Origin of the sequence: Lentzea sp. NPDC004782 (genome assembly GCF_040609115.1) — a bacterium.
Lineage (GTDB): Bacteria > Actinomycetota > Actinomycetes > Mycobacteriales > Pseudonocardiaceae > Lentzea.
Window position 1 is genome coordinate 1 of the sequence record NZ_JBEXJN010000091.1, and the last position, 26848, is coordinate 26848.

At 71.2% G+C, this 26848-nt stretch carries 21 protein-coding genes; 4 read left to right on the forward strand and 17 right to left on the reverse strand.

Annotation, left to right across the window (positions count from 1 at the left end):
* From ABZV40_RS43055 to ABZV40_RS43090, 8 genes are all read right to left on the reverse strand, one after another.
* Positions 1-956, reverse strand: a 956-nt coding sequence (locus ABZV40_RS43055) for a DUF222 domain-containing protein (protein ID WP_355455486.1), incomplete at its 3' end; no start/stop codon positions are given.
* Positions 957-1317: 361 nt separating this feature from the next.
* Positions 1318-2832 carry a thiopeptide-type bacteriocin biosynthesis protein gene (locus ABZV40_RS43060; protein WP_355455488.1) on the reverse strand — a complete coding sequence of 505 codons (1515 nt, stop codon included), beginning with the start codon at positions 2830-2832 and terminating at the stop codon, positions 1318-1320.
* 9 nt (positions 2833-2841) lie between these two features.
* Complete coding sequence (locus ABZV40_RS43065; protein ID WP_355455490.1) at positions 2842-4356, reverse strand: YcaO-like family protein; 1515 nt, start codon at positions 4354-4356, stop codon at positions 2842-2844.
* Positions 4353-5765 carry a hypothetical protein gene (locus ABZV40_RS43070; protein ID WP_355455491.1) on the reverse strand — a complete coding sequence of 471 codons (1413 nt, stop codon included), beginning with the start codon at positions 5763-5765 and terminating at the stop codon, positions 4353-4355. The genes ABZV40_RS43065 and ABZV40_RS43070 overlap by 4 nt, the downstream gene beginning before the upstream one ends.
* Positions 5762-6841, reverse strand: a complete 1080-nt coding sequence (locus tag ABZV40_RS43075) for a hypothetical protein (RefSeq protein ID WP_355455493.1) — start codon at positions 6839-6841, stop codon at positions 5762-5764. Before ABZV40_RS43075 ends, ABZV40_RS43070 begins: the two co-directional genes overlap by 4 nt.
* Positions 6838-9246: a lantibiotic dehydratase gene (locus ABZV40_RS43080; protein ID WP_355455495.1), complete on the reverse strand. Its 2409-nt coding sequence runs from the start codon at positions 9244-9246 to the stop codon at positions 6838-6840. The genes ABZV40_RS43075 and ABZV40_RS43080 overlap by 4 nt, the downstream gene beginning before the upstream one ends.
* Positions 9243-9422 carry a thiazolylpeptide-type bacteriocin gene (locus ABZV40_RS43085; RefSeq protein WP_355455497.1) on the reverse strand — a complete coding sequence of 60 codons (180 nt, stop codon included), beginning with the start codon at positions 9420-9422 and terminating at the stop codon, positions 9243-9245. Before ABZV40_RS43085 ends, ABZV40_RS43080 begins: the two co-directional genes overlap by 4 nt.
* Before the next feature lie 99 nt (positions 9423-9521).
* Positions 9522-12206, reverse strand: coding sequence for a BTAD domain-containing putative transcriptional regulator (locus ABZV40_RS43090; protein ID WP_355455499.1), 2685 nt, complete (start codon positions 12204-12206; stop codon positions 9522-9524).
* A gap of 316 nt (positions 12207-12522) precedes the next feature.
* Between ABZV40_RS43090 and ABZV40_RS43095 the strand changes: the two genes are divergently transcribed.
* The gene (locus ABZV40_RS43095; protein ID WP_355455501.1) at positions 12523-13830 is read left to right on the forward strand and encodes a nucleobase:cation symporter-2 family protein; all 1308 of its coding nucleotides are present in this window, start codon (positions 12523-12525) and stop codon (positions 13828-13830) included.
* Here ABZV40_RS43095 and ABZV40_RS43100 read toward each other — a convergent pair.
* The 3 genes from ABZV40_RS43100 to ABZV40_RS43110 all read right to left on the reverse strand — a co-directional run bounded on the left by ABZV40_RS43100 (position 13816) and on the right by ABZV40_RS43110 (position 16417).
* Complete coding sequence (locus ABZV40_RS43100) at positions 13816-14487, reverse strand: transporter substrate-binding domain-containing protein (RefSeq protein WP_355455503.1); 672 nt, start codon at positions 14485-14487, stop codon at positions 13816-13818. The two genes, ABZV40_RS43095 and ABZV40_RS43100, sit on opposite strands and share 15 nt — an antisense overlap.
* Positions 14488-14567: 80 nt before the next feature.
* The gene (locus ABZV40_RS43105; RefSeq protein WP_355455505.1) at positions 14568-15641 is read right to left on the reverse strand and encodes a diacylglycerol kinase; all 1074 of its coding nucleotides are present in this window, start codon (positions 15639-15641) and stop codon (positions 14568-14570) included.
* Positions 15641-16417 carry an SDR family oxidoreductase gene (locus ABZV40_RS43110; protein ID WP_355455507.1) on the reverse strand — a complete coding sequence of 259 codons (777 nt, stop codon included), beginning with the start codon at positions 16415-16417 and terminating at the stop codon, positions 15641-15643. Before ABZV40_RS43110 ends, ABZV40_RS43105 begins: the two co-directional genes overlap by 1 nt.
* A 70-nt stretch (positions 16418-16487) precedes the next feature.
* Between ABZV40_RS43110 and ABZV40_RS43115 the strand changes: the two genes are divergently transcribed.
* A complete protein-coding gene (locus ABZV40_RS43115; protein ID WP_355455509.1) occupies positions 16488-17087 on the forward strand; it encodes a TetR family transcriptional regulator in 600 nt (199 codons plus the stop codon).
* Here the strand turns inward: ABZV40_RS43115 and ABZV40_RS43120 are convergent.
* Genes ABZV40_RS43120 through ABZV40_RS43145 form a run of 6 tightly spaced genes read right to left on the reverse strand, consistent with a single transcriptional unit; the run spans position 17068 to position 24148 of the window.
* Positions 17068-17631: a hypothetical protein gene (locus ABZV40_RS43120; protein WP_355455511.1), complete on the reverse strand. Its 564-nt coding sequence runs from the start codon at positions 17629-17631 to the stop codon at positions 17068-17070. The genes ABZV40_RS43115 and ABZV40_RS43120 overlap by 20 nt on opposite strands.
* Before the next feature lie 21 nt (positions 17632-17652).
* Positions 17653-19983, reverse strand: coding sequence for a glycoside hydrolase family 3 C-terminal domain-containing protein (locus ABZV40_RS43125; protein WP_355455513.1), 2331 nt, complete (start codon positions 19981-19983; stop codon positions 17653-17655).
* Between the two features lie 7 nt (positions 19984-19990).
* Positions 19991-20365: a hypothetical protein gene (locus tag ABZV40_RS43130; RefSeq protein ID WP_355455515.1), complete on the reverse strand. Its 375-nt coding sequence runs from the start codon at positions 20363-20365 to the stop codon at positions 19991-19993.
* A gap of 33 nt (positions 20366-20398) precedes the next feature.
* Complete coding sequence (locus ABZV40_RS43135) at positions 20399-21691, reverse strand: nitrate/sulfonate/bicarbonate ABC transporter ATP-binding protein (RefSeq protein ID WP_355455517.1); 1293 nt, start codon at positions 21689-21691, stop codon at positions 20399-20401.
* Between the two features lie 10 nt (positions 21692-21701).
* Positions 21702-23432 (reverse strand): ABC transporter permease subunit, encoded by a 1731-nt coding sequence (locus tag ABZV40_RS43140; RefSeq protein WP_355455519.1) that lies wholly within the window; start codon positions 23430-23432, stop codon positions 21702-21704.
* 5 nt (positions 23433-23437) lie between these two features.
* Positions 23438-24148 carry an MgtC/SapB family protein gene (locus ABZV40_RS43145; RefSeq protein ID WP_355455525.1) on the reverse strand — a complete coding sequence of 237 codons (711 nt, stop codon included), beginning with the start codon at positions 24146-24148 and terminating at the stop codon, positions 23438-23440.
* A 624-nt stretch (positions 24149-24772) separates the two neighbouring features.
* Here ABZV40_RS43145 and tatA point away from each other — a divergent pair.
* Positions 24773-25072 carry a Sec-independent protein translocase subunit TatA gene (gene tatA / locus ABZV40_RS43150; protein ID WP_355455521.1) on the forward strand — a complete coding sequence of 100 codons (300 nt, stop codon included), beginning with the start codon at positions 24773-24775 and terminating at the stop codon, positions 25070-25072.
* A gap of 38 nt (positions 25073-25110) precedes the next feature.
* Complete coding sequence (locus ABZV40_RS43155) at positions 25111-26709, forward strand: LCP family protein (RefSeq protein WP_355455523.1); 1599 nt, start codon at positions 25111-25113, stop codon at positions 26707-26709.
* The last annotated feature ends 139 nt before the right edge of the window (positions 26710-26848 follow it).

Sequence of the window (26848 nt, forward strand, 5' to 3'; positions counted from 1 at the left end):
TCGCGGGCGACGAGGACTCTGCGGATTCCGGCGGGGAAGCTGCGGGTCTTGCGGCCGATGTCCATCGGCTGCGACCGCTCCCCCAGCACCAGCGGGATGATCCCCGCATCGCAGGCCAGGCGACGCACCTGCTCGACCGGAACACGCTCACCGTTGTCCAGCAAGCCTTGACCCACCTGCTTGGCCAGGTCCTCGTAGCGCACCGTCACCGTCAGCGTGACCGGCTCACCACCGTGCTCGGGCAACTGGTCGGCGCGCAGCATGAGGTCCACCAGCTCGGCCAGTGCGTCACCTTCACGTTCGGCGCGCGAGCGCGGGTCCGGGCCTTCCTCGGCCGTGGTGGGGCGTGGCTTGGCCAGCGGGTCGAGCAGGGCCTCGTACTTGGCGCCGGTGACCTTGTCCAGCCTCGCCCGGATCTCCAGGCAATCGTCCTTCCAGCGCATCACGTGCTGGTTGACCTGCCGCTCGGGTTCGGCATCGAGTGGTTCGGGGTCGTTCTGAAGGAGCGCGTAGACCAGCTTGCGGCCCAGCGTCCGCAGCGCGGCCGGATCGTGTTCGCGGGCGAGGTCGACCACGGTCTGCTCGTACTCGGCGGGCAGCTGCTTCATCACCTCGGCCACCACCGCGACATGCTCCATCGACAGCGCGCCCCCGGCCGCCGCCGACGCGGTCACCGGAAGAGCGGGCGCGATCTCGCTACCGGTCGGCGTGATCCCCGGCCCCAGCGGCCCCGCATTCGCCACCCACTGCTTGGCGGTATTCCGGCTCCAGCGGAGCGCGTGCTGCAACAGCTGCGGCAAATCCTTATAACCGAGTTCGCTCGCCGCGCCACGCCGATCCAGTTCGGCAATTTTGCGCAGAACCGCGTGCTCACGAGCCCGAATTTCCGTCACCTCATCGACGAGGCTGCTCAGCAGCTCACCGGTGGAGAGAAGGGGAAGGTCGGATTCGCTCACGTGTTCTACTCTACCGCAAGATCACGAGACAATAACGGATAAATCATTACACGAAGGTGTGAACCGCCCGTCCGCAGCCCTGAAGTGACGGCGAAGCCGAGCCCGAAAAGGCCTGATGCCGACCCGGTAAGCGGTATTGACGTGACATACCCGCCCAACGCAACCACGCACGACTGCGATTGGGGCTTGACTTCGGGTGCGAGGTGCTACCGTGCTCGGATCGGCCGGGCTCTTTTCAGCCCGGCTTTTGAAGGCCGACCAGCGCCTCGCAAGGGCCCCGAAGTCAAGTCCCGATCGCAATCGTCGCGAAGCGGCGATGACGCAACCAAAGCTCGTCAGGTTGCCTTGGGCGGCAACGCGGTCATGTGCCGGGGTTCTCCGAGGCCAGCGGCAGGAAGTAGACGAGGGCCTCGTCCACGCCGTCGAGCCCGATGACGTCGTGGGCGAGGTCGTCGTAGAACCCGCCGACCAGCCCGGTCCTGATGCCCAGGTTCGCCGCCGTGACGGTGAGGTTCTGGGCGAGGTGCCCGGCTTCGGTGAACGCGAACCTGAGCGCTCTCAGGCCGTAGGTCTGCCGAAGGGAGCCGAGTCTCACGTGCAGCGCGAGCACGGCCGGGGTGTTGCCGAGCTCGGTCCTGCCCGGGCCGAACCACATGGAGGTGGCTTCGAGGTCCTCGATCGACGGGGCGTCCGCCAGGCGGATGAGGGTCCGGTCGACCTCGTTGACCTCGTAGCGGCCGGGTGCGAGGCCGTCGACGCGCAGCGCCAGGAGTCTGAGGCGGGCGCAGTACTGGGCTCCGGCGCTCGGGTACGGCCACCTGCCGTCGTTCGGTGACATCGCGGTCCACAGCAGGGTGCCGAGCTGGTCGGCGGTGAGCGTGCCGTCGAGGTTCCGGCTGGTCCTGCGGGCTCTGAACGTTCCGGCGAGCGCTTTGTCCACTGTGGAGCGCAGTGGTGTGCCGGGCAGCGTGAGGAACGGTTGGGGTGTGGTTTCGCGGGGGAGTTGGTCGCTGAAGCCCGGCAGGAACTTGCTGGCTTCGAGGTAGCGGCGGTCCGGGGCCTGGGCGCCGTCCTCGTGGAAGTCGGTCAGGCCGGTGGGGGACAGCGCCGCGGCCGCGGCGGTCCAGCAGATCAGGCGTTCCTCGTTGGGGCTGATGCCGAGGCGGTTGAGCAGCATGTGCAGCTGGGAGGCCCACACGTACGGCAGCCAGGTGCCGATTCGCTGCTGCGCCTCGCGGACCGACGTGACCCAGTGCGCGGTGGCTCCCGTCGGTTCGCGGTGCCACCTGGCGGCGAGGTCCCGGCCGCGCTGGGCGATGAGCTGGTGGGCGGCGTGGTGGGAGCCGGTGGTGGGTGCCGGGGCGCGCTCGGCGACGGTGCGCCAGCCGGTGCCGAGGCTGCGCAGCCAGGAGGCGGCCTGCGGGAGGCCGAGGCCGAGCGCTGTGGCCGTGGCCATGGTGAGCTGGATGGCGGCGGTGAGTCTTGCGCTGTCGGTGCGGGCGGCCTTGAGGACGGCGATGGCCACTTCCGTGCTGCGGCAGAACACTTCTTCGGCGACGGGAAGCGCTTGCGGGCCGCCGTAGCGGTCGGTTTCCGGGACGTACTCGACTTCGCGGACGTCGCCGTGCGGCAGCCAGCCGGCCTCGTCCGGTTCCGTGGCGAAGTCCTGCTGCGCGATCAGGGTGTGCAGTGTCCGCCGCAGTTCGGTGGTGTCGCCGGCGTTCCTGATCCGGACGCGCAGGTGCGGGCCGGTTTCCCAGTACCGCAGGAAATACCACTCGTGGGACGCCATCACGGGGGCGAGCGTGTCGGCGACGAAGGTGTCGACGTCCGCTCGTTTCCACGAGACCCTGCAGTGCAGGCCGGTCCAGGTCACTGCGTGCTCCTAGGGGAACGGGTGGGGGTGCGGGTTCAGCACTTCCCCGAGCCGGGGAAGGCCCTGGGTGCGGCGCAACCGGTGGCCGAAGGTCATGGGCAGGGTGCCCGGCACGATGACCTTGGCCGAGTGCAGGCCGAGTTCCTTCGCGGTGTGCGGATCTGACTGGTCCACCGCGATCACTTCGAGCCGGTCCGCGTAGGCGGTCAGCAGTTGGCGCAGGTCCGTGTGGTTTCTCTGGTCTTCCAGGGTTTTCGGCTCGCCGTCGCGGACGAGGAAGGCGAAGCGCTCTGCGGCCTCGGGCAGGGTGTTGACGGCGACGTGGTCGTTCATGGACCTGACCTTGTCAGGATCGTCCAGGAGTTCTCGCAGCCGTTCTCCGCCTCTGAACGACTCGACGTCCACCACTACTTCCACTGCGGCTGACCGCATCGCCGCGACGGGGTCGGGGCTGGCACCGGCGGCGAAGAACGCCTGCGGGAGGGCCGGGTTCTCGGTTCTGGCGAGGGTGAGGACAGCCGGGATGCCGAGGTCGTTGGTGGCGTCGAGGAACAGCAGCTCGTAACCGAGCTCTTCGAGACGGTCCGTGCAGTGTTGCAGCAGTGCGTCCTCCGGGAGCCGGATTCTGGTGAGAGGCGTTTTGGCGTACCAGGCCATCAGGAACGCGTCGCGTTCGGCCACCTCGAACAGGCCGTGCAGCACCGCTTCGGTGAGGCTGTTGCCGAGGCCGCACCCGTTCGAGGTCTCGTAGAGGAACCGCTGCTCCGGTGGTGTCGGGGCGTCCCAGTACGCGAGCTGTTCCGGCACCAGGATGGTGGTGTTCCGGCTGTAGGACCAGGCTTCGACCCAGCGCATCCTCAGGTCCGGGGTGTATCGCTGGTCGTCGTCGCACAGGCCGAGGCGTACCGGATCGAGTGCTCGTTCAGGGCCGAGTTCGGCGAACGACGCCTCGATCGCGGGGTGGTGCTTGCGGGGACGCATTCCGTTGTACCGCTCGACGGCCTCGAAGAGCGCGACCCGTTCGGCGTCTTCGAACGTCGCGGTGCGGCCGTGCCCGGCGGCGTGGCCGGTGAGCTGCGCGGTGACGGTGGGCAGCGGCAGGTGGCCCGAGCGGTGCAGCGCGGTGACCGGGCCGTGCCGGAAGTCGACCACCACCTCTCGGAGCTTGTCCACTGTGGTCCGTTCGTTGACGGACCGCAGCTCGTTCCTGCTGACCGGGACCGAGGTTTCCTCCGGTGGTGTGTAGTGCCGGTGGCAGCGCGACGTGACCCGGTGGGTGGACACCACGGCCAGGTCGGTGCGGATGGCGACCACGGTGTCCTCGTGGTCCTGCTCGCGGAGTGCGTCGACCAGGGGCGCGAAGGCGGGGGCGATCAGGCCGCCGAGCCGCACCTCCTGGATTCCCGTCGCTTCCAGGCGTGCCTGTTCCGCGCACCTCGTGCAGACGCCGCTGGTGGGGCCGATCAGGGTGAGGCCGCCGTCCGCCCTGAGCACCGGGGGATCGCCGAGGGTGTAGGTGATCATCGTTCGTCCAGTGCGGCCAGGGCCTGTTGGAAGGCTTCTTCGGTGGTGCGCACGCCTGCGGGCCAGCGCCATGCGCGGGTGGCCCAGCCGGGGTGGTCTCCGGCGTGGTGCGGGGCGGCGCCGTTGAGGTGTGCGGTGCCGTCGCGGCCTGCCTGGGCCTGTCCGGTGGCGGCCAGGGCGGCGAACGCCACCGCGTCCTGGGGCGTGGCTTCGACGGCCCAGGACAGGAGCCGGTCGCCGTGGTGGATTTCCGCCTTGTGCACGCTCGGGGCGAGTTGCTCGACCCGGAGGGTGGCCGGGACGGCGAACCGCTCGGTCAGCGCCTTCCACCACCTGCGGGCGGTCGGGTCCGCGGTCCAGCTCCGCACGGGGCGGCCGGTGCGGTGGCGGACGGCTCGGCGCAGGGCGGTGCCGCGGGCGTGGAGGTCGTCGACGCCGTCGGCATCGAGGGCGTTGAGGGTGGCGTTGAGACGGGCGGCGTCGGCGGTGGTGCCGATGCCCAGGGCGTCGCCGCAGGTGGCCAGTTTCGCCGGGACCTGGGGGAGGGTGCCGAACTCGGGCGGGCCCACCTCGCCCAGTTCGGGGTCTGTCAGGGCGTCGAGCGTGTGCCACGGATCGGGGTGGCGTGGGCCGGTCAGCATCGGGTGGTAGGTGGCGCGGAGGGGACCGGTGCGGGCGACCAGCGCCATGGGGTAGCTCGTCTTGAACTCGGTGGCGGGATCCGGGAGACCGGCCAGCGCGCAGACCAGTCGGTGCACGGCGGCGGACCCGATGAGAGCCGCCAGGACCCCGGTCGGTTCGCCGGTGACGCCGAGTCGAGCGGTGACGTGCATAATGACTTCAGTGTTGAATAAAACAAGTCCTTCGGCAACAGGCAGGACATAGCCGACTTCGGCACCACAACCCGCAGAGACGCTGAAAGCTCCGGCGGAGACCACGAGTTCGTCGGTGTTTCCGTCGCTGTACGAGTTCCTGAGCCCTACAGCGTCGGCTGCCCGTGCGGCCATTTCCGCCGGCAGTCCGCTGCCCGAGATCACGACCGCGGCCGAGCGCAGCCGTCCCCAGGCGCCGACCGGATCCGGGGCCACCGACGCCAGCCAGTCCGCGACCTCCGCCGAAGGCCCGTCAGGACTCTGTTCCGCGGGCATCGAGACCAGCATGTCGTGCTCCCGCAACTGCGCCAGGATCAGCTCGACCGCCGCCCGCACCGCCGGTGCCGTCCCGTCCGGCACGCCGAGCTCGGCCGCCGGAACTCCCGCGGTGAGCTGCGGCGCCAGGCGTTGCCACACCCGCCACAGCGCGGCGCCGCCGGTGATCGTGCAGTTCGACGACCAGCCGCGCAGGTGCAGGCCGTCGGCGGTCGGGGTGGCCTGCACGACCGGGCGCAGTCGCACCAGCACGGACGTCACCCCACCTTCCGCAGGGCGGCGAACTGCTCGGACCAGGTGGTGCCGAGGATCTCCTGGGCGGCGCGGGCCAGCAGGTGTCCGGCGGCGTAGCGCTCCATCGGCGTGACGTCGAGGATGGCCAGGAGCTGGTAGAGGACGTTGGTGCCGCAGCGGTAGACGGTCATGTTGCGTTCGATCGCCGGATCGGAGAGGTCGGCGTTCCACAAAGCCGTGTGGTACTCGCTGAAGGCGGTGCGTTCGGACGGGTTGTGGCGGCGGATCGCCGCGGGATCGCCGATGTCGAAAGCACGCGAGCCGTGGCGCGGGTTGGGGCCCGGTTCCAGCAGGCCCGCGTCGTAGGACTGCTCGGCGGCCAGGCGCATGGCGATCGTCCAGGTCTGCCAGGCGGCTTCGGTCGCGGTGGTGGGGTGGCCCCAGGCGACCCGGGACACCAGCTCGCGCGCGGCCGGGGCGTTGGCGGCCCAGATCCTGTCCAAAGTGGAGCGAACGGCGCCGGACGGGTCGCAGGCGAGCAGGAACTCCTCCACGTGTGAGAGGAACGAGTGGTAGCCGTACTGCAGGCCGGCCGGGTAACGGCCGGCGTGCACGGCCATCGCGGTCAACGCCAGTTCGGCGCGCGGGAGGGAGAACGACTCGCGCAGAGCCGGCAGGCCGAGGCGCAGGCCCTCGAAGCGCAGGGCGATGTACGCGTCGGGCACCAGGTCGCGCAGGCGGTCGAGGGAGGTCGGCTCGATGCGGACGGAGTTGTTGGGGTACAACGGGGTGAAGGGCGGCAGGAGCAGTTCGGCGACGGCGGCGGACGACGCGTGGGCCAGCTGCTCGTCCTCGGACAGTTCCACTGTGGACGGATGGGCGGTCACGTGGGACCGCAGGAGCGAGGCCACCAGCAGTGCGGCGGTGTCGGCGGACGGGCCGAAGAGGCGGACGCGCACGTGCGGGCCGTGCAGCCAGTGGCGTTCGACGTGGCCGGTGACGTCGGGGAACGCGGAGGTGGCCGCGGCCAGGGCGGGCAGCACGCCGTCGCGGACCAGCGGCACCTTGACCGGGTCGTGGTAGTGGCAGACGACGTCGGTCATCCGGCCCTCCGGTAGGTCTCCGCGAACACCTCGAGGACCTGGCCGGACGGCACCGGCAACGCCTCGGTGAGCTGCACGCGGTGGTCGCGGTAGCGGGACAGCAGGCGGGGCAGGCAACGCAGGTGCAGGGCGTTGGTGAGGTCGACGTACTGCGGTTTCGGGCCGTTCAGGCGGGCCAGGTAGTCCTCGCGTGAGGACACCGTGCCACCCATGCCGGCGAACAGCTGCGCGGGCAGGCCGTGGGCGGCGCGGAACCGGGTGATGCCGGCGACGTCGGTGAAGGCCGGCGGCGAAGCGGAGAACTCCCAGGAGCGGCGGGCCAGCAGCACGTCGCGGTAGCGCAGGCGGTCCGCGAAGAGCACGCCGTCCGAGTCGATGACACTGCGCAACGGCGACAGGTCGGGGGCGCCGCACGCGAGGTCTGCGTGCAGCGCGGCGACCCGGCCGGGCAGCGAGATCGGCATCAGGTAGCCGAGGTACAGCACGTCGACGAGGACGCCGGTGTCACGGCGCCGCAACCGCAGCTCGTCGCGCTCCTGGTCGTGGCACAGCTCGAAGTCGTCGGGCGTGTGGTCGGCCCACCGCGGGTCCTCGCCGACCTCTGCGCGGCTCAGCAGCGGGTGCAGGTTCGGGGTGAAGCCCTGCACCGGCCGGTACTCGGCGAAACCGCGCGGGAACACACCGTCCAAAGTGGTCCGGACGGACGCGTACGCCTCCGGTGCCATCAGGTCCAGGAACCGGCTGGGGAAACGACCGAACCCGTCGTAGATGTGGTTGACCACCAGGCCCTGAGCAGACGGCTGGGCGAAGAACCCGTACGAGACGGGCCGGGTCTTCATCCACGACGGCAGCAGGTCGGCGGCGGCCTCGACGGCCTCGTCGGTGATCACGCCGTCGCGCACCAGATCGGCCACCTGGGCCCGGCTCGCACCGAGACCGCCGGTCGGCGCGGACGCCAGCGCGTCCAGCAGCATCGGGGCGCACTCGGCGAGCCGGGCGGTGCCGCCGCGGCCGAACCGCACGACGAACTGGTCGCGGATGTGCCGGCGGACGGCCAGCTGCCGGTCGAACAGCATCAGCAACGGGGTGAGAGCCGCGAGCGAACGGACGCCGTCGTAGCCGTACGCGCGACCGAGCCGGACCGGCCGGGGCAGCACGACGTCCTCGCTCAGCGGCACGATGCCGGTGAGGTCGGCGCCCGCGTTGCGGCCGAGCTCCTCCCACGCCGCGGCCAGCGCGGCCAGCGCGGCGGGGCGTTCGGCGGCGGGGAGCTCACCGAACGCCGTGGTGGCGCGGTGGATCGCCAGCACCCGGTCGGCGAGCTCGGCCCGTCCGGTGTCGCGCAGCCAGGAGGCCAGCGAAAGGCAGGCCGCGGGGTCCTGCGGGTCGACCGGCAGCACCGGCACCAGCAGCTTGATGTCCAGCAGCAGTGCGACATAGCGCTGGGCGCGGTCGGACTCGCCGTCGGGCAGCCGGGTGGCGAGGGCGGCGGCGAGCTCGGTGGGGCTGATGCCCTTGGGGTTGGCCGCGGTGAGGCCGACGAGGAACCGCAACGGCGGGCTGGACGCCAGCTCCACGTTCTCCTCGGCGCCGACGGACGCGCGCAGCGGGCCGGACGCGGGGACGTCGCGGAGGAACTTCATCCGGCCGTCGTCCTCGTGCACGTCGGGGGCGAGGCGGTGCGGGTGGTCGCAGAGCCGGGTCCGGTCGGCGACCAGGGCGGCGACCAGCCGGGTCAGCAGCACCTGGTTGACCCGCGTCACGGCGACCGGCGTGCCCCAGTCCGGTGCGGGCGCGTCGGGGGACCAGGTGCCCCAGCCGACCGAGGCGTACCAGGACAGGGGACTGGTCTTCGAGGTCGCGCGCAGGGCGTAGCGCAGCACGGTCGGCTCGGCCTTGCGGGCCCGCCGGTCGCCGGAACCGGCCCGGGCCAGCCCCTGCCAGAGATCGCGTCCACTGAGGACAGCCGCCCTGCGCAGCGGTTCCGAGGCGCACACCGAGGCGAGCACCTCGCGCTCGGCGGCCAGCGCCGCGGGTTCCAGCTCCGAGACCTCGGCCTCCAGCGCGGCGCGTTCGTCCATCAACGCGAACCACGCGTCCAGCCGGGGAATCCGCAGCGACGCCGCGGCGGCGCGCACGGAAGCCCTGGGCATGCGCCGGTTGTGCACGTCACGGCGCAACGGCAGCACCACCCGGCGGTGGAACTCGGCGGAGTGGGCGCTCGCGCTGTCGTGCAGCAGGTCGCTCAGCGGGCCGGTCAACGCGAGCAGCTCGCTCTCCGCGTCCGCCAACGCCTGCACGGCCCGCCGGAACGGCGCCGCGGCCGCGGCACCGTCCGGGTGCGGCAGGGCCGCCAGACGCACGAGTGCGTACGGCGCGGCTTCTCCCTGCACGCGATCGGTCATGCGGGGTTGTTGGGAAGCTGGGGCTGGGTGCAGCTGCTGCACGAGCCGCTGCTGCACGAGCAGGACGAGGGCCCGCCGGACGCGCCGGACTCGGGCAGCGCGACCGAGTCGCGCATCGAGGTGACCGCGAGCTCACCGAGCTCGAGGTCGTCGAGGTCGAACGAGAGATCCTTCATGCCGTAGGTCCTTCGCATTCAGTTGTGGTGGAACTGGCCGTTCGGCCACGGTCGCAGAGCGCGATACGGCACGGATCGCACTCTGCTTGATCGCGACCACTACATGCGGCCGCGCACCTCGTCGGCCCTGGGTTCGCCCAGTTCCTCGAACAACGTCGCGGACTCCAGCCAGCACTTCTCCGCGCCCCGCCGGTCACCGAGGCCGTCCAGCGCCAGCCCCAGGTTGTCCAGCGCCTCGGCCTGCCCGTAGAGGTCGCCGATCGCGCGGAACGTCTCCAGCGCGCGTTCGACGTGCGACACGGCCTGCGGGAAGTCGAGCAGGCCCCGGTACACCTCGCCGATGTTGTTGAGCAGGATGGCCTCGCTGTACGGGTCCTTGATCTCCTGCCGGATCTCCAGCGCCCGCCGGTAGCGCTCCAGTGCGATGCCGAACCGTCCGGCGTCGGCGTGCACCAGGCCGATGTTGTTCACCAGCACGGCTTCCGAGTGCACGTCGCCGAGCTCGCGCGCGATCTCCGCGGACTGCTCGTAGCACGCCAGCCCGTCGTCGATCCGGCCCAGCACCATGTACGCGATGCCGAGGTTGTTCAACGCCGGCAGCTGCCGCGACTTGTCACCGGTCGCGCGGAAGATCGCCAAAGCCTGCTGATAGCACTCGATCGCCTCGTCGTGGCGCCGGACCTCGCGCAGCCCGATGCCGAGCGTGATCAGCATCCGGCCCTCGGCGCTGCGGTCGCCCACCGACCGGGCGGCGGCCAGCGCGATGCCGTGCGTGTCGATCCAGTCGGCCCAGTGCTTGCGCAGGTTGAAGAAGTCCCACAGGCATTGGGCGAGGCTCCAGCAGTGTTCCGGCAGGCCGTGCTCGGCGGCGTCGCGGACGGCCGCCACCAGGTTCGCGCGTTCCGTGTCGCACCACAGCAGCGCGGAGTCGCGGTCGGCGAACGTGCGCGGGTGCACGGCCGGGTCCGCGGTGCCGATCTCCAGCTTCCGCACGGGGTTCAGCTGCAGCTCGGCGTTCCACGACGTGTGCAGGTACCAGTCCAGCACCCGGCGCCGCGCCAGGTCCCGAGCGGGAGGTGGTTCCGCGGCCATGACCTGTTCGACGGCGTACGCGCGCAGCAGGTCGTGCAGCCCGTAGCGGCCGGGCGTGTGCTGCTGCAGCAGGTGCTCGTCGAGCAACGTCTCCAGCAGGTCCTCGGTCTCGTACGCGGTCAGCCCGGCCAGCGCGGCGGCGGACTCGGCGGTGACGTCCTCGCCGGGGTGCAGGCCGAGCAGCCGGAATAATCGGCGCTGGTTGTCCGGCAACGCCTGGTAGGAGAGGTCGAAGACGCCTCGCGCGCCGAGACCACCGCCTCGTTCCAGCTGCGCCACCAGGTCCCGTACCGTCCACTGTGGACGGCGGGCGAGGCGTTTCGCGGCCAGCGCGACCGCGATCGGCAGGTGCCCGCACAGTTCGGCGACCCGGTGCGCGGCCTCCCGATCGGCGTCGATCCGGTCCGAGCCCGCGATCCGCGCCAGCAACGCGACCGCCTCGCCCGGCGTGAAGACGTCCAGGGCGAGCGACTTCACCCCGTCCAGGCGCAACAGCGTGCGGCGACTGGTGATCAGCACGAGACACGACGCGCTGCCCGGCAGCAGCGGCCGGACCTGGTCCTCACCCGCCGCGTTGTCCAGCAGCACCAACGCCCGTTTGCCCGCCAGCCGGTCGCGGTACAGCGCGGCCCGCGCCTCCAGCGACTCGGGGATCTGCCCGCCGGGCACGCCCAGCAGGCGCAGGAAGCTCTCCAGCACGGCGGCGGGCTCCGCGGGCAGCTCGTCCGCGTCGAACCCGTGCAGGTCGGCCCACAGCTGCACGTCCGGATACCGCTGCACGAGCTGATGTGCCGCCCGCACGGCCAGTTTCGTCTTGCCGACCCCGGCCATGCCCTCGATCGCGGAGATCACCACGGTCGTCTGCGGCCCCGGTTCGCACAGCTTGCGCAGCTCGGCCTCGCGCCCGGTGAACTCGGCGATGTCCATCGGCAGCTGGCGGTGCGCGTTCAACGCGGCGGGCGAGGGCACCCGGCTCTCCAGGATCACCTGCTGCAGCTGCCGCAGCCGCGCGCCCGGTTCGACCCCGACCTGCTCGACCACGTGCCTGCGCGCGGTCGCATAGGCCTCCAGCGCCTCGCCGCGGCGGCCGGAGCGGTCCAGTGCCAGCATCAGCTGCGCCCACAGCTCCTCGCGCAACGGGTGCTGCGCCGTCTCCCGCCGCAGCCGGTCGATCACGTCGTCGAACCGGCCCAGCTCCAGCGCCGCCCTGGCGTACCGCTCGACCGCCGTCAGCCTGCGTTCCTGCAACCGCGTGAACTCCGCGCGCAGCAACGGTCCCGCGCTCAGCTCCGCGGTCGGCACGCCCTGCCACTTCGCCAGCGCCGCGCCGAACAACTCGATCGCTGCCTCGACGTCGGCCTCCTCGAGCGCCTCCTCGCCCTGGCGCACCAGCGAGTCGAACTCGTCGAGGTCGAGCTCGCCCGGTTCGACGACGAGCTGGTAGCCGTGACCGGGCCGGGTGATCAGCCGATCGCCGAGCACCTTGCGCAGCCCGGCGACATAGGTGCGGAGGTTCGACTCGGGCGAAACGGGCGGCGAGTCCCAGACCGCCTCGGTGAGCTGTGCGACGCTGACGGCCTGGTTCGCGCGCAGCAACAGCATCGTCAGCACCGCTCGCTGCCGGGGTCCGCCCAGCTCCAGCGGTATGCCCGCCCGTCGCGCGGTCAGCGAGCCGAGCAACAGGAACTCCACTGGCGCATCTCTCCTCAACGGTCTGTGCGGCGCCTGGGCGAAATCTGTGCGCGCCGCCTGACATCTTTGTACCCAGATCCGGTACCTGCGCCGCCGGGACCCGAAACCCGGGACAGGGGGTCGGCGCAGTTGCCGGGTCCGGTTCCCCCAAGAACCCGGCCGGCGTGTGAAAGTCACCGCGCACGTCGGCCACCTTTGACCGGTGGCCCGGTCAGGTCCCCCAGACTGCGCCGGGCCACCACCCTTCCGTACCGCTGAGCGGTCGACTTCTCGTCGGCGTGACGCCGCGGCAACGAAGCAGGGCTACGAAGGGTCCATGGAGACCGCCCTGAAGCATCCGGTCGACGAGGTGCTGCCACCCGCGCGCCTCGGGTTGCTCGGTTTGCAGCACGTCCTCGCCATGTACACCGGCTGCGTCACCGTGCCGCTCGTGTTCGGTGCCGCCGCGGGCCTCGACACCCACACCATCGGGCTGCTGGTGAACGCCGACCTGGTGGTGGCGGGCCTGGTCACGTTGCTGCAGGCGCTCGGCATCGGCACCGTTCTGGGCGTCCGGCTGCCGGTCGTGGCCGGTGCGACGTTCACCGCGGTGACGCCGATGATCCTCATCGCCGGGCAGTACGGCGTGCAGGCCGTCTACGGGTCGATGCTCGCGGCCGGGCTGTTCGGCATCCTGGTCGCGGTGCCGTTCGCGCGGGCCGTCCGGTTCTTCCCGCCCGTGGTGACCGGATCGGTGATCACGGTGATCGGGCTGTCGCTGATCGGGGTCGGCGCGGGGCTGATCACCGGCCGGGAGTCGGCGCCGGACTACGCCTCGCCGCCGAAGCTGGCGCTGGCGTTCGGGATCGTGCTGGTGATCGTGCTCGTCGGGCGGTTCACGCGCGGGCTGGTGCGGCAGCTCGGCGTGCTGATCGGCCTGGTCGGCGGCACGATCGCGGCGATGTTCCTGGGGATGACGGACTTCTCGAACGTGGGCGGTGCCGCGTGGCTCGGCATCGCGCAGCCGTTCCACTTCGGCGCGCCGCAGTTCCCGTTGGCGGCCGTGGTGTCCATGTGCGTGGTCATGCTGGTGACCTTCACCGAGTCGACCGCCTCGATGCTCGCGGTCGGCGAGATGACCGGGCGGCCGGTCACGTCACGCGACCTGGCGCGCGGGCTCGCGGCCGAGGGCGTGTCCGGAGTGCTCGGCGGGATCGTGAACGGGTTCCTGGACACCGCTTTCGGGCAGAACGTCGGGCTGGTCGGCATCACGAAGGTGCGCAGCCGGTACGTCACGGCGGTCGCCGGCGCGATTCTGGTGCTGCTGGGCCTGATCCCGAAGCTCGGCGAGGTCGTCGCGGCCCTGCCCGGCCCGGTGGTCGGCGCGGCCGGGCTGGTCATGTTCGCGACAGTCGCCGCGCTGGGCATCGGGATCCTGCGCACGGTCGACTTCGAGAACACCGGCAACCTGCTGATCATCGCGGTGACGATCGGCGTCGGGCTGCTGCCGGTGGTGGCGCCGAAGATCTACCACTCGTTCCCCGCGTGGGCCCAGGTGATCGCGGGCAGCGCCATCACCAGCGCGGCGCTGACCGCCTTCGTGCTCAACCTGCTGTTCAACCACACGCGATCAGCGGCCGAGTGACCTGGCGACGAACCCGTTGTCGCGCAGCTCGGCGACGGTGTCGCTGAGGAACCGCACGGTCTCGGGCCGCCGCGACCTCGTCGTGCCGACCGCCTGCCGGATCTCCATGAACCGGTCGCCGAGCAGCCGCACGTCGTCGTTCGCGGCCCCGAACGCGGTCATCGGCTCGCGGATCCCGGCCGCCACGTCGAGCTCCTGCTCGCGGAAGACGTCGACACCCTCGTCGCCGCGCACGACAGTCGCGTGCTGCAGGGTCCGCGTGAGGTACAGGTCGTAGGCGGAACCCTGCTTCACGCCGATCCGCACGCCGGGCCGGTCGACGTCGGCGACCGTCGTGATCGGCGAGTCCACCGGCACCGCGAACACGCCCTCGATCACCACGTACGGCTCGGTGAACGCGACCTCCGCCTCCCGCGCGGGCTCGATCGCGAGGAAGCAGATGTCGGCCCGCCCGTCCTTCATCGCCTCGAACGACTTGCGCGCCGCGTCGAAGCACACGAACTCCACCGGCAGGTCCAGACGGGCCGCGATCTCCCGCGCGAGGTCCACCGTGACACCGGCGGGGTCGTCGGGCGTTCCCCGTGCCAGCACGGGGTTACCCAGGTTGATCGACGCCCGCAGCACGCCCGTCGGGGCCAGGTCCTCGGCAACGCTCATGATCACGAGCCTAGCCTGGTGGGGTGGATGAAGGGCGCCTTCATCCACCTGAGGTCGATGAAGGCGCCCTTCATCCACGTCTAGCCGGTGCGGACCAGCCCCCGTCCGGTGATCAGCGGCAGGTCGAGCGCGGTGAGCAGGCCGGGCGGCGCCTCGACGACTGCGGGAACGGCGTTGACCAGGCGCATGGCGGTGGCCGCGACACCGGCGGTGTTGTGGTCGCCGTCGCCGCCGGTCAGCTTCAGGTCCAGCACGTAGTTCGGCTCGCCGGTGACCTCCACGCGGTAGCAGCCCGTGCCGGCCGGTTGCGGCCAGTCCGGCGCGAGGTCGGGGCGCAGCCGGGTGACGTGTTCGAGCACCAGCACGGGTTTGCCCGCGACCATGCCGCTGACCGTGAACCTCAGCGCCGCCATGGTGCCCTCGCCGATCGTGCGGCCCGCGGCGGGGAACGGTTCGGGCGCCGGGAACCGCTCGTGCTGCTCGGCGACCGAGTCCAGCGGCACGTCCAGCGCGGCGGCCAGCTGGCGGACCACGCTGCCCCACGCGAGCGTGAGCACCCCTGGTTGCAGCAGCAGGGGAGTGTGGTCGGGCGGTGCGCCGAAACCCATGATGTCGAACAGCACCAACGGGTTGTCGTAGGTGGAGTAGTCGGTGATCTCCGAGCAGCGGATCCGGTCGATGCGCTGACAGGTGCCGGACAACAGCAGCGGCAGCCAGTCGTTGGCCCAGCCGGGGTCGATCCCGTTGACCCACAACGAACTTCCGCCCTCCACCGCGGCCTCGCGGATCGGGCCGGTCACCTCGGGCGGCACGGTGCCGTCGGGGAACTGCAGGAAGACCGGGCCGCTGGCCACCACGTCGATGCCCGCCCGCAGCAGCCGGCACAGGTCGTCGATCGCCTCGGGCAACCGGTTGTCGGCCATCGCGGTGTAGACGACGCAGTCGGGCTTCGCCGCGATCAGCTGGTCGGCGTCCGTGGTCGCGCTGATCCCGACCTCGCGGTCCAGCCCGGCCAGTTCGCCCGCGTCGAGACCCTTCTTGGCGGGGTTCGAGACCCACACGCCCGTCAGCTCCAGGGCCGGGTGGTCGATGATGCCGCGCAACGCCCACTTGCCGACGTTGCCGGTGCTCCACTGCACTACGCGATACGTCATCACAGGTCCGGGAGGTTGAAGTCGAGGTTGGGCGCGCCGATGCCGCCGTCGACGCGCAGCACCGAGCCGGTGGTGTAGCCGGAGGCCGGTGACGCCAGGAAGAGCACCGCGGCCGCGACCTCCTCCGGACGGCCCAGCCGACGCAGCGGGGTGGCCTGCTCCATCGCGGTCCTGATCTTGTCGTCTCTCGCGACCACGTCCAGTGCCGAGGTGTGCACCGAGCCGACGTCGATCGCGTTGACTCTGATGCGGGGCGCGAGATCCGTTGCGGCGAGGCGCGTGTAGTGCGTCAGAGCGGCTTTCGCGGTGCCGTAGGCCAGGAACCCGCGCCCGGCGAGCCGGCCCATCACCGAGGCGATGTTGACCACCGATCCGCCGCCGCTTTCGAGCATGTGCGGGACCGCCGCGCCGGTCAGCGCGTGCGCGGTCGTGACGTTGAAGTGGAAGGCGTCTTCGAGGAAGTCCGGTGTCGTGGTCAGGAACGTGTTCGGCAACGTGCCGCCCACGTTGTTCACGACCACGTCCAGCCGCCCGAACCGTTCGACGGCCGTGTGCGCCAGCGCGGCCGCGGCGTCCACATCGGACAGATCGGCCGGCACGACGACGGCTCTGCGCCCCAGTGCCTCGATCTTGCCCGCGACCTCCTCCAGCTGTTCCGCGGTACGTGCGCTGATCACCACGTCCGCGCCGGCCTCCGCCAGTGCGAGTGCCGATGCCGCGCCGATGCCGCGGCCCGCGCCGGTGACCACCGCCACCGCGCCTGGTAACCCGAACATGTCTGTCACCACATGGCCAGCGTTAAGCGCTCACGCTTAAAAGTCAAGAAGCGCGTGTTAACGTGGTGACGTGGCCAGCGCGGACGCCAGGGAGAGGATCATCGTCGCCGCCGAGCGGTTGATCGCCGAGCACGGCCCGGACGTGCCGTTGCGCGACATCGCGACGGCGGCGGGCCAGCGCAACAACTCCGCGGTCCAGTACCACTTCGGTTCCAGGGACGGCCTGATCGACGCGGTCGCCCAGTACCGCATCGCCGACCTGGAGCAGCACCGCCTGGAGCTGCTCACCGCGAGCGAGGCGGCGGGCCAGGCGCAGGACGTGCGTGCGCTCGTTTCCGCGTTGGTCGTGCCGATGCTGACGGTTCCCTACGAGCACGGCGCCACGCACTACGCCCGGTTCCTCGACCGGGTCCGCACCCATCCCGCGCTGGCCGCGGACACCAACCTCGACCGGGCGGGACGGGCGGCCGTCCGGTTGATCATCATGCGGCTCGACCGCGCCTTGGCGGACGTGCCGCCCGCGGTGCGGCGCCGCCGGTTGCGCGTGCTGCCCACGGTGCTGTTCGCGCTGCTCGCGGACCGGGAGCGGGGCCTGCCGCACGACGAACCGCACTCGGCGGCGGAGCTGGTCGACCTGGTCGTCGGGATGCTCACCGCCCCGGTGGCCTGACGGGCGCGTCCGCGGGCAGCCCGAACGCCTTGCGGGCCTTGGCGTTCGCCGCTTCGCTGAGACCCGTGCCCTCGAGGCTGCGGACCTTGGCGACACCTGCCCAGGAGAAGTGAGCGCGGATCCAAGCCGCGTTGCCCTCGCCGTCAGGTGGCGACTCCACGCCGAGCACCTCGGCCGACCCCGGCAGCAGCTTCACGGTGGCGAGCTTGGCGCCCCACTCACCGCTGACCAGGTCCAGTGAGCCGTCCACGGCGGCGAACTCCTGGCACGAGGCGTGGAGCCCGACCCGGTACCTGTCCTCGTCCTTGCTGATCTCGATCAACTCGTCCGTGCAGAACCACGCGACCTGCCGGTCCCGATACTTGGGCTCCAGGGAGCTGCGCCAGCGGTGTTGTTCGAGATAGGTGTCGATCGACGTGCGCATGGCCTGTTCCTGGGCCGCGTCGATGTCCGCTCGTGGTATCCGCACGAACACGGCCCAGTAGCCGATCGCCGCGGCTACGAGCAAGATCGTGGAACCGAGCACGAGCCACCGTGCGCGCATGGCTCACGGTAGCTCGTCCGGCTACTCCGGCGTCGGCAGTTGCACAACCACTCGGACGTCACCCAGGCCGCGGGCGATCAGCACCTCGCCGCCGCGCAACGGGTGCCAGCCGTCCTGCCACACCCGCTGCACCCGAGCCGAGCACGGCACGCCGACCCGCACGGTCTCGCCGGACGGCACGTCCACGACCGTCCAGCCGATCAGTCGCACTGGTTCGTCCTCGGGCCGCAGGTAGACCTGCACGACCTCACGCCCGGAGCGTTCGCCGGTGTTGGTGAGCGACACGGACACCTCGTGCACGACTCCATCCACAGTGGACGGAGAGGCCTCGCCGTACTCCCAGGTCGTGTAGCCGAGACCGTGTCCGAACCAGAACAACGGGTCGGATGCGCCGCGGTAGCCGATCGCCGTGCCTTCGGCGTAAGGCAATGCGCCGTTCACCGGCACCGGGCTCGGCGCTTCGGCGTCCGTGCGCGGGAACGTGGTGACCAGCCGCCCGGCCGGTTCGATGTGACCGAGCAGCGCGGCCGCCACGGCGTCACCGGCCTCCTGGCCCGGCAGGCCCGCCCACAGCACGGCGTCGACCTCCGCGAGCCACGGCATGAGCACCGGCGTCGCGGCGTTGACCACGACCACGGTCCGGGAAGCGGCCGCCGCCACCGCCGTGACGAGCGCGTCCTGCTCGCCGGGCAACGCGAGCGTGGTCTTGTCGAAGCCCTCGGTCTCCTGCTCGTCGGTGAGGCCGACGACCACGACCGCCACGTCCGCCTCGCGCGCGGCCTCGACCGCGGTGGCGATCGCGTCGGCGGCGGGCCGGGGGACCGGCTGGGTGATCAGGCCGACCAGCGCGGCGGCCTCGCGCACGCGGGCGGTGATCCGGTCGCCCGGTGAGAGCGTGACCTCGGTCGTCCAGAACGGCGGCTTGAGCAGCGCTTCCTCGACCACGCCGTCCGCCCACGCCAGGCGCGTGGTGTGCTGCTCGCCGGCGACCTCCAGCGACCAGTCGCCGAACCCGCGCACGCCGACCAGCATCCGGGCCGGCTCGTCCAGCACGACCTCGCCGGACAGTTCGATCGACGCGGCACCCTGCGCCCACCCGCCGACCGCCGCGAGCTCGGCGATCTCCATCTCCCGCGACTCCAGCACCTCGCCGGAGGCGCCGAACGTGGTGGCACGGATGTTCCGCAGCACCCCGGCGGCGGGCGCGGCGTACCGCTGCCGCACCTCCACACCGTCCACAACGGACACCCGCTCGCCCAGCAGCGAGGTCAGGCCGTCGGCGACGCTGATGACGTGCGGCGGCCGCAGCCCGGCCGAACCACCGCCCTGGGCGACGGTGTCGAGCGCGTGCCGGCCGATCAGCGCGACCTGCGGGGCGTCGAGCGGCAGCACACCGTTGTTCGTCAGCACCGTCATGCCTCCCGCCGCGAACCTCCGCAGCTGCTCACGGCGGACCTCGCTGTCCGGCGCGGGCAGCTCGGCCGGCCAGGAGCGCTCACCGCCGAACGCGCCGGTCCGCGACGCCAGGAGCAGCAGGCGCCGCACGTGGTCGTCGATCGTCGACTCGGCCACCTCGCCCGCTTCGACGGCCGCGACGAGCTTGTCCTCCCACGGCCCGCCCGGACCCGGCATCACCAGGTCGAGCCCGCCGTTCGCGCTCCGCGCGGTCGAGGAGGTCGCGAACCAGTCGGACACGACCAGGCCGTCGAAACCCCACTCGCCCTTGAGCACGCCCTCGACCAGCTCGGTGTGCTCGGTCGCGGGAATTCCGTTGATCTTGTTGTACGCCGACATGATCGCCCACGGCGCGGCGTCGGACACGACGATCTCGAACGGCAGCAGGTACACCTCGCGCAACGTCTTCGCGTCCAGCTCGGAGCTGACGGTGCGCCGTTCGGTCTCGGACTCGTTGGCCACGTAGTGCTTCGGCGTCGCCGCGATGCCCTTGTCCTGCAGGCCGCGCACGTACGCGGCGGCGAGCACGCCGGTGAGCAGCGGGTCCTCGCTGTAGGCCTCGAACAGCCGGCCGCCGAGCGGCGTGCGGTGCAGGTTGATCGTCGGGCCGAGCACGACGTGCACCTGCTGCGCGGCGGCCTCGTCCGCGAGCAGCTCACCGACCTCCCGCGTGAGCGCCGGGTCCCAGTGCTGGGCGAGCAACGTGGCGTTGGGCAGCACGCAGGCGATCACCCCGCCCCTGAGCTCGGCGCCGCGGACACCGGTCGGGCCGTCGGAGAGCTTGAGCGGCGCCAGCCCGATCTCCGGCTCCGGCCACAGGGCGAAGAACGCCGACCCGGTCAGCAGCCGCACCTTGCCGGGCAGGTCCAGGCTCGTGATCGCCTTCTCGATGTCCATGCCTTCATCATCCAGGCTGATGCGGGAACATGGCGAACGAAAGATCGTCCGTGAGCGGGGTGGACATGTGCCCCTCGCCCTCGGTGTCCTCGAAGGAAAGCAGCGTGCCCGGCCCGACCTCGCGCCGTTCGCCGTTCGACACCGTGACCGCCGCCCTGCCGGACAGCACGACCAGCCACTGCTTGCGTGGCGCGACGTGCAGTTCCCACTCCGGCGTGCCGCCCGACGGTTGCTCGACGACCAGCATCCCCGACGCCGGGAACGGCCCGGACACCAGCAGCGGTGGCACGCCCTCGACCGTGACGGTCGGCGTGCCTCGCACCTCGACGTCCTCGAAGGCCGACCTGCCGTTCTCGTCCGCGAACACCCGCACGTAACGCATGATCCGCAGGCTACTCGCGATCTTCGAGACTGCTCAGGTGTGGACGGAGGTGGTGTCGAGGGTGATCCGGTCGGTGTTGGTGTCGTAGTCGAACAGTTCGGCGTAGCGGCCCCAGTCGATGGCGGTGTCGAGCTGTTGCCGGGCGTCGGTGGTGGAGAAACCGCGGCGGAGCAGGTCGCGGAAGAAGCCCGCGCGGACGGTGCCGTGCGCGCCGGCTTCCAGGGTGCGGCGGATGGTGCGCACGAGTGGTGCCCGGTCGCGGGCCTGGCCGGCGAAGATCTCCTTGCTGCGCTGGATGCCGGCGGTGGTGAACGCCTCTCCGATCGGGGTGAGGTGCAGGTCGCCGCCGGTGACCAGGAGGAAGTCGAGCAGGGCGGCGGCGTCGACGAGCGGGAGCAGGTCGTCGACCTCGAAGTTCAGCTCGGCGGCGAGGTCGGGCAGGTCGGCGCGGCCACCGCGGGCGTGGACGATCTCGACGAGACCGGCGAGCCCGCCGACGGACGCCGCCGGCAGTGGGCGTGCGGTCGGGGTGGCGTCGGCGGGTTCCGGTTCGGGGGCGTCGGGTTCGCGGCCGGTGAGCAGGTCGTAGAGGTGGTCGACGAGTGCGGCGAAGGCAGGCGACCTGCGGTCGCGGGGGCGGTCGAGGTCGACGGTGATCTCGGCGCGGAGGTGGCCGGGGTTGGCGCCGAGGACGAGCACGCGGTCGGCGAGCAGGACGGCTTCCTCGATGTTGTGGGTGACGACGCAGATCGACCTGGTGGGGAACTCCGGGCCGGTCCACAGCGACATGAGCTCGTTGCGGAGGTTCTCGGCGGTGAGCACGTCGAGGGCGGAGAAGGGTTCGTCCATGAGCAGCAGGTCGGGTTCGAGGACCAGCGCGCGGGCGAAGCCGACGCGCTGGCGCATGCCGCCGGAGAGTTCCTTGGGGTAGGCGGATTCGAAGCCGTCGAGCCCGATGAGGTCGATCGCGGCGAGTGCGCGTTCACGGCGTTCGGCGGTGGGCACGCCGCGGGCGGCGAGGCCGAGCTCGACGTTGTCCTGGACGGTGAGCCACGGCATCAGTGCGAAGGTCTGGAACACCATGGCGGCACCGGGATTGGCGCCGCTCAGTTCGGTTCCCCGGTAGCGCACGGTGCCGCTGGTGGGGGCGATGAGCCCGGCGATGGTGCGCAGCAGGGTCGACTTGCCGGACCCGGACCTGCCGAGCAGGGCGACGATCTCGCCTTCGTGCAGGTCGAGGGTGATGCTGTCGAGGACGCGCAGTTCGGCACCGGTGGTGCCGGTGAAGCTCTTGCTGACCCGGTCGACGGTGATCAGTGCGGACACGGCGGGCTCCTCAGAGGGTGAAGCGGCGTTCGGCGAGGGCGTGCAGGCGGCGCCAGAACAGGCGGTTGAGGCCGACGACGTACAGGCTCATCACGGTGACGCCGATGAGGATGCGGGCGGCGTCACCGGTGCGGGTGGCGTCGGAGATGTAGGCGCCGAGGCCGGTGGCGGTCAGCGTGGTGGTCCCGTAGCTGACGACCTCGGCGACGATGGAGGCGTTCCAGGCGCCGCCGGCGGCGGTGATGCCGCCGGTGACGTAGCTGGGGAAGATCGCGGGCAGGATCAGCCTGCGCCACCGCAGTGTGCGGGGCAGGCGCAGGTTGGTGGCCGCCTCGCGCAGGTCGTTGGGGATGGCGCCGGCGCCGGCGATGACGTTGAACAGGACGTACCACTGCGCGCCGAGTGCCATGAGCAGGATGCCGCCCCAGTCCAGGCTGATCCCGGTGGCCACGAGCACGCCGGTGATCAGCGGGAACAGGAAGTTCGCCGGAAACGAGGCGAGCACCTGCACGACCGGCTGGGCCAGCCGCGAGACCCCGGGGTTGAGCCCGATCCACACGCCGATCGGCACCCACACCAGCGTCGCGACGATCACCAGCGCGATCACGCGGCCGAACGTCACGAGCCCGAGCAGCAGGGCGTGGCCGACCTCGCCGAACCCGGTGGTGCCCGCGATGAAGACGATCATCCGGGTGAGGCCGTAGGCGATGGCGGCACCCGCGGCGACGGCGAACACGACGTCGCCTGCCCTGCGGCGCAACGGATCCGTGCGCAGCGGGTGCTCGGCCAGACCGAAAACGCTCATGATCCGGTCGAGCGGTCGCACCAACCGGCCGGACGTCCGGCCGAGCAGCCGCGGGACGCGGGAGCGGCGCAGCAGGTCGAGGACGAGGCTGCGCGGTGCCTGCGCGGTTGCGGAGTCCTCGACGCGGAACCGCTCTGCCCACGCCGTGAGCGGGCGCCAGAACAGCACGTTCACCCCGACCACCATGATGATCATGACGCCGACGGCGAGCAGCACCTTGCCTGGATCGGCGTCGGCGGTGGCGGTGGCGACGTAGGCGCCGATGCCGGGCAGGACGTAGCTGTGGTTGTTGACGCTCAACGCTTCCGAGGCGACGAGGAAGAACCAGCCGCCGCCGAAGCTCATCATGCCGTTCCAGACCAACGGAATCATGCCGCTGGGCACGTCGACCCGCCAGAACCGCTGCCACTTCGACAGTCGCAGCAGCCGGGACGCCTCGTCCAGCTCGCGTGGCTGGGTGACGAGCGACTGGTAGAAGGCGAAGGTCATGTTCCACGCCTGGGAGGTGAAGATCGCGAAGATCGACGCGCACTCCAGCCCGAGCTGCGAGCCGGGGAACAGCGCGATGAACCCGGTGATCGTCACCGACAGGAAACCCAGGATCGGCACCGACTGAAGGACGTCCAGCGCGGGCAGCAGGATCTTCTCCGTGCGCCGCAACCGGGCCGCGGCCGTGGCGTAGACGAAGGTGAACACAATGGACAGTCCGAGCGCGGCGAACATGCGCAGCGACGACCGTGCCGCGTAGTACGGCAGCTCGGCGGGATCGGTGGAGATCCGCGACGGGGCGGTCGCTTCGTCGAACGGCGCGGTCAGGCCGTGCGAAAGCCTCACCAGCAACCACAGCCCGGCGGCGGCGCCGAGGAACACGACGACGTCGGCCGCGCGGTGCCTCGGCCGGGACAACGCCTCACGCGAGGGGAACGTGCGCAGCACGGTGATCAGCTCTTCCGGCTCGGGGCGCGGACGTCCCAGCGCACGCTGGTCACCGCGGGTTCCAGGGACAGCCGGCTCACCGCCGACTCCATCTGCTTGTCGTCGCGCTGGTCCGCGGCCAGCTCGGCGCGTACCTCGACGTGACCGTCGTCGCCGGTGTTGCTGCTGGAGACCGACGCGAGCTGGAAGTCGGTGCGCCCCAACGCCTGCACGAGCAGGGCGCGCACGTGCGCCTCGGCGTCGTCCTTGGTCACCGCGCGGAACGTGTAGACCGTCGGCGTCTCGTCGCCGGAGTCCGGACGGCGGTCCACGGCTCGGCCCAGCGGGCGCAGCACGATGTTGACCGTGACCACGGCGACGGTTCCGGCCGCGGCGACCTGGTAGAGCCCGGCGCCGGCCAGTGACCCGACCGCGGCCGAGCACCACAGCGTCGCCGCGGTGTTCAGGCCGCGCACGGTCAGGCCGTCCCGCAGGATCACTCCGGCGCCGAGGAACCCGATGCCGGACACGACCTGTGCGGCCACCCGCGTCGGATCCGCGCCACCGGCGCCGGCGAAGCCGTGCGCGGACAGCAGCACGAACAACGTCGAGCCCGCCGCGACCAGTGCGTTGGTGCGCAAGCCCGCCATGCGGGCGCGGTACTGCCGTTCGAAACCGATCGCGGTGCCCAGCGCGACTCCTGCGCCCAGGCGCAGCAACATCTCCGCAGTCGTCATCACTGCGTTCACCTTTCTGAGGGTGTGGTGAAGACAGCCGGGCGCGCACGACGGGGTGCCGTCGCCCGGGGATCAGGGCGACGGCAGGTCGGTGCGTGGCAACGGCTGGAACGAACGTGAACGCCCGCAGGCGAGAAGAACGCCGAACGAGGTCAGCGTCGAGCACCCTCGGAAGGGGTGAGGGCGCGCCCGCCGGTCTGGGTACTGTCGCCTGGCATGTGCCGCTCACCTCGCTTCCGCGTGTCGGTCGGTGGAAAACCCCGGCAAGCCTACTCCCGGACCACTCCGGTGGTCGCCCTGCGTGAGAGGGCTCACGCGGCGCCGCGACCGGTGTCCACTGTGGATCTTCGAGCGGGCGGCGGGGCGTTCGGAACAACCCGCCACCTGGCTGGAACCACCCCGCCGATCGGCTGGATCTGGCTCCACAGTGGACCGTCACCGGCTTCACACTTCAGGAACCACAAGAAAAATTGGACATTAGCCACTTCGCGGCAGTAGTGGGAACCTTTCGCGCGCAACGGCCGTGACGACCGAGGCGGACGGTGTCGCGGTGGCCGGCGAGAGCTAACCTGGTGGAGAGGCGCCGATGTCGTCGACTCGGCCTCGACCGGAGGAAGTGAGCGCATGGGCAACCTCGGCGTACCCGAGCTGCTGATCATCGGTGTCGTGATCGTGCTGTTGTTCGGCAGCAAGAAGCTGCCGGAGATGGCCCGATCGCTGGGCCGCTCGGCCAAGATCCTCAAGGCCGAGACCTCCGGGCTGCGGCCGGAGGACGAACCGCAGCCCGAGATCAGGCAGCCCGAGATCAGGCAGGCCGACGCCGCGCAGGTCGACGCCGCGCAGGTCGCGCGGCTGCAGCAGCAGGTCGACGAGCTGCAGCAGCAGCTCAAGAACGCCCAGCAGGGCCCGAAACCGGCGAACTGATCCCCGGCCGCGGCCCCGGATGAAGGAGGAAGGTCTGCATGGAGCGCGGGGCCGGACCACGCCGCAGGTCTCTTGCCGACCTGCCCACGGAGCGGACCGATCCTGTCCGGCCACCGGCGCCGCCGCGCCGGGCGCGGCGATCACGGGCCGCCACCGGGGTGCGCGGCACCGGGAAGACGGTCGTGTCCCTGCTGTCGGCGGCGGTGCTCCTCGGGTGCGGTTACGGCTACGTCAACCTCAGGTCGTTCCAGAACCAGCTGGCCACCACCGACGTGATCAGCCGTGACGCCGGCGGGGAGAAACCGCGGGACGGGTCGGTGGACATCCTGCTGGTCGGCATGGACAGCCGCACCGACTCGAAGGGCAACCCGCTGCCGCAGCAGGTGCTCGACGAGCTGCAGGCCGGTGGCAGCGACGACGGCGGGTTCAACACCGACACGATGATCCTGCTGCACCTGCCCAACGACGGCAGCAAGGCGGTCGCGATCTCCTTCCCGCGCGACTCCTACGTGGAGATCGCCGGGGGCTACGGCAAGCACAAGCTCAACTCCGCCTACGCGGCCGCCAAGAACGACACCGCCGCCGAACTGCGCAAGCAGGGCAAGACCGACGCGGCGGACATCGAGACGAGGTCGCGGCAGGCGGGTGCGAAGAACCTCATCGCCACCGTCCAGGACCTCACCGGCGTGACGGTCGACCACTACGCCGAGGTCAACCTCGCGGGCTTCTACGAGATCACCAAGGCCATCGGCGGCGTCGACGTCTGCCTCACCCACGCGGTCGACGAGCCGAAGTCCGGTGCCCGGTTCAGCGCCGGTCAGCACACCGTCGCCGGCAAGGAGGCCCTCGCGTTCGTGCGACAGCGCTACGACCTGCCGCGCGGCGACCTCGACCGCATCGTCCGCCAGCAGGTCTTCCTGGCGGGCCTCGCCCGCAAGATCCTCTCCGCCGGCGTGCTCACCGACCAGGGCAAGCTGCGTGACCTGATCTCCGCGGTCAGCAGGTCGATCGTGCTCGACGCCGACTGGGACGTGCTCGGGTTCGCCGGGCAGATGCAGGGCCTGACCGGCGGCAACATCGAGTTCAAGACGATCCCGACCGGCCGGCTGGACCTGCGGACCCCCGAGGACGGCATGGCGGTCCAGGTCGACCCCGCCCAGGTGCGCGCGTTCGTCCAGTCGCTCACCGCGGATCCGGCCAGGACGACGGCCCCGCCCACCAGTCGGCCGGGTGCGGACAAGGCAGGCGTCACGGTCGACGTGCGCAACGCCTCGAGCCGTCCGGGCGTGGCCGCCGCGGTGCTGAAGTCGTTGGTCGCGAAGGGGTACGCGGAGGGCACTGCGGCGAACGCCGAGACGGTCCTGGCCAGTTCGGTGGTGCTGTACGGCTCCGGCGCCGAGGCCGGTGCGCAGGCGGTGGCGCAGGAACTGGGCGGCCTGCCGATCCAGTCGAACACGGTCGTTCCGGCGGGACGCGTGCGGGTGTTCCTCGGCCAGGACTACGCCGGCTCGGCCGCCGAACGCTTCAGCGGCGGCGTCGGGCTCGGTCTCGACGGCGCCCGGCGCCAGCCCGCCACCACGCAGCCGTCGCCCGCCGAGCCGGTGATCACGGCGGGCGGGGTCAGTTGCGTCAACTGAGCAGGTAACCGGAAGCCGTGTTCGCAGCTCGCCGCCCGGTGAGGTGGATGAAGGGCGCCTTGCTCCACCTGGCGTCGATGAAGGCGCCCTTCATCCACCGGACCGCCCCGTCCCCGAACCGGCCGGCCCCCCCCGGCGG

Coding starts and splice junctions, on each gene's coding strand:
- ABZV40_RS43080 (WP_355455495.1), bottom strand. CDS start 9,246: ATGACCGATCGCGTGCAGGGAGAAGCCGCGCCGTACGCACTCGTGCGT.
- ABZV40_RS43075 (WP_355455493.1), bottom strand. CDS start 6,841: ATGACCGACGTCGTCTGCCACTACCACGACCCGGTCAAGGTGCCGCTG.
- ABZV40_RS43120 (WP_355455511.1), bottom strand. CDS start 17,631: ATGCGCGCACGGTGGCTCGTGCTCGGTTCCACGATCTTGCTCGTAGCC.
- ABZV40_RS43155 (WP_355455523.1), top strand. CDS start 25,111: ATGGAGCGCGGGGCCGGACCACGCCGCAGGTCTCTTGCCGACCTGCCC.
- tatA (WP_355455521.1), top strand. CDS start 24,773: ATGGGCAACCTCGGCGTACCCGAGCTGCTGATCATCGGTGTCGTGATC.
- ABZV40_RS43065 (WP_355455490.1), bottom strand. CDS start 4,356: ATGATCACCTACACCCTCGGCGATCCCCCGGTGCTCAGGGCGGACGGC.
- ABZV40_RS43095 (WP_355455501.1), top strand. CDS start 12,523: ATGGAGACCGCCCTGAAGCATCCGGTCGACGAGGTGCTGCCACCCGCG.
- ABZV40_RS43085 (WP_355455497.1), bottom strand. CDS start 9,422: ATGAAGGATCTCTCGTTCGACCTCGACGACCTCGAGCTCGGTGAGCTC.
- ABZV40_RS43145 (WP_355455525.1), bottom strand. CDS start 24,148: ATGACGACTGCGGAGATGTTGCTGCGCCTGGGCGCAGGAGTCGCGCTG.
- ABZV40_RS43110 (WP_355455507.1), bottom strand. CDS start 16,417: ATGTTCGGGTTACCAGGCGCGGTGGCGGTGGTCACCGGCGCGGGCCGC.
- ABZV40_RS43105 (WP_355455505.1), bottom strand. CDS start 15,641: ATGACGTATCGCGTAGTGCAGTGGAGCACCGGCAACGTCGGCAAGTGG.
- ABZV40_RS43100 (WP_355455503.1), bottom strand. CDS start 14,487: ATGAGCGTTGCCGAGGACCTGGCCCCGACGGGCGTGCTGCGGGCGTCG.
- ABZV40_RS43130 (WP_355455515.1), bottom strand. CDS start 20,365: ATGCGTTACGTGCGGGTGTTCGCGGACGAGAACGGCAGGTCGGCCTTC.
- ABZV40_RS43125 (WP_355455513.1), bottom strand. CDS start 19,983: ATGGACATCGAGAAGGCGATCACGAGCCTGGACCTGCCCGGCAAGGTG.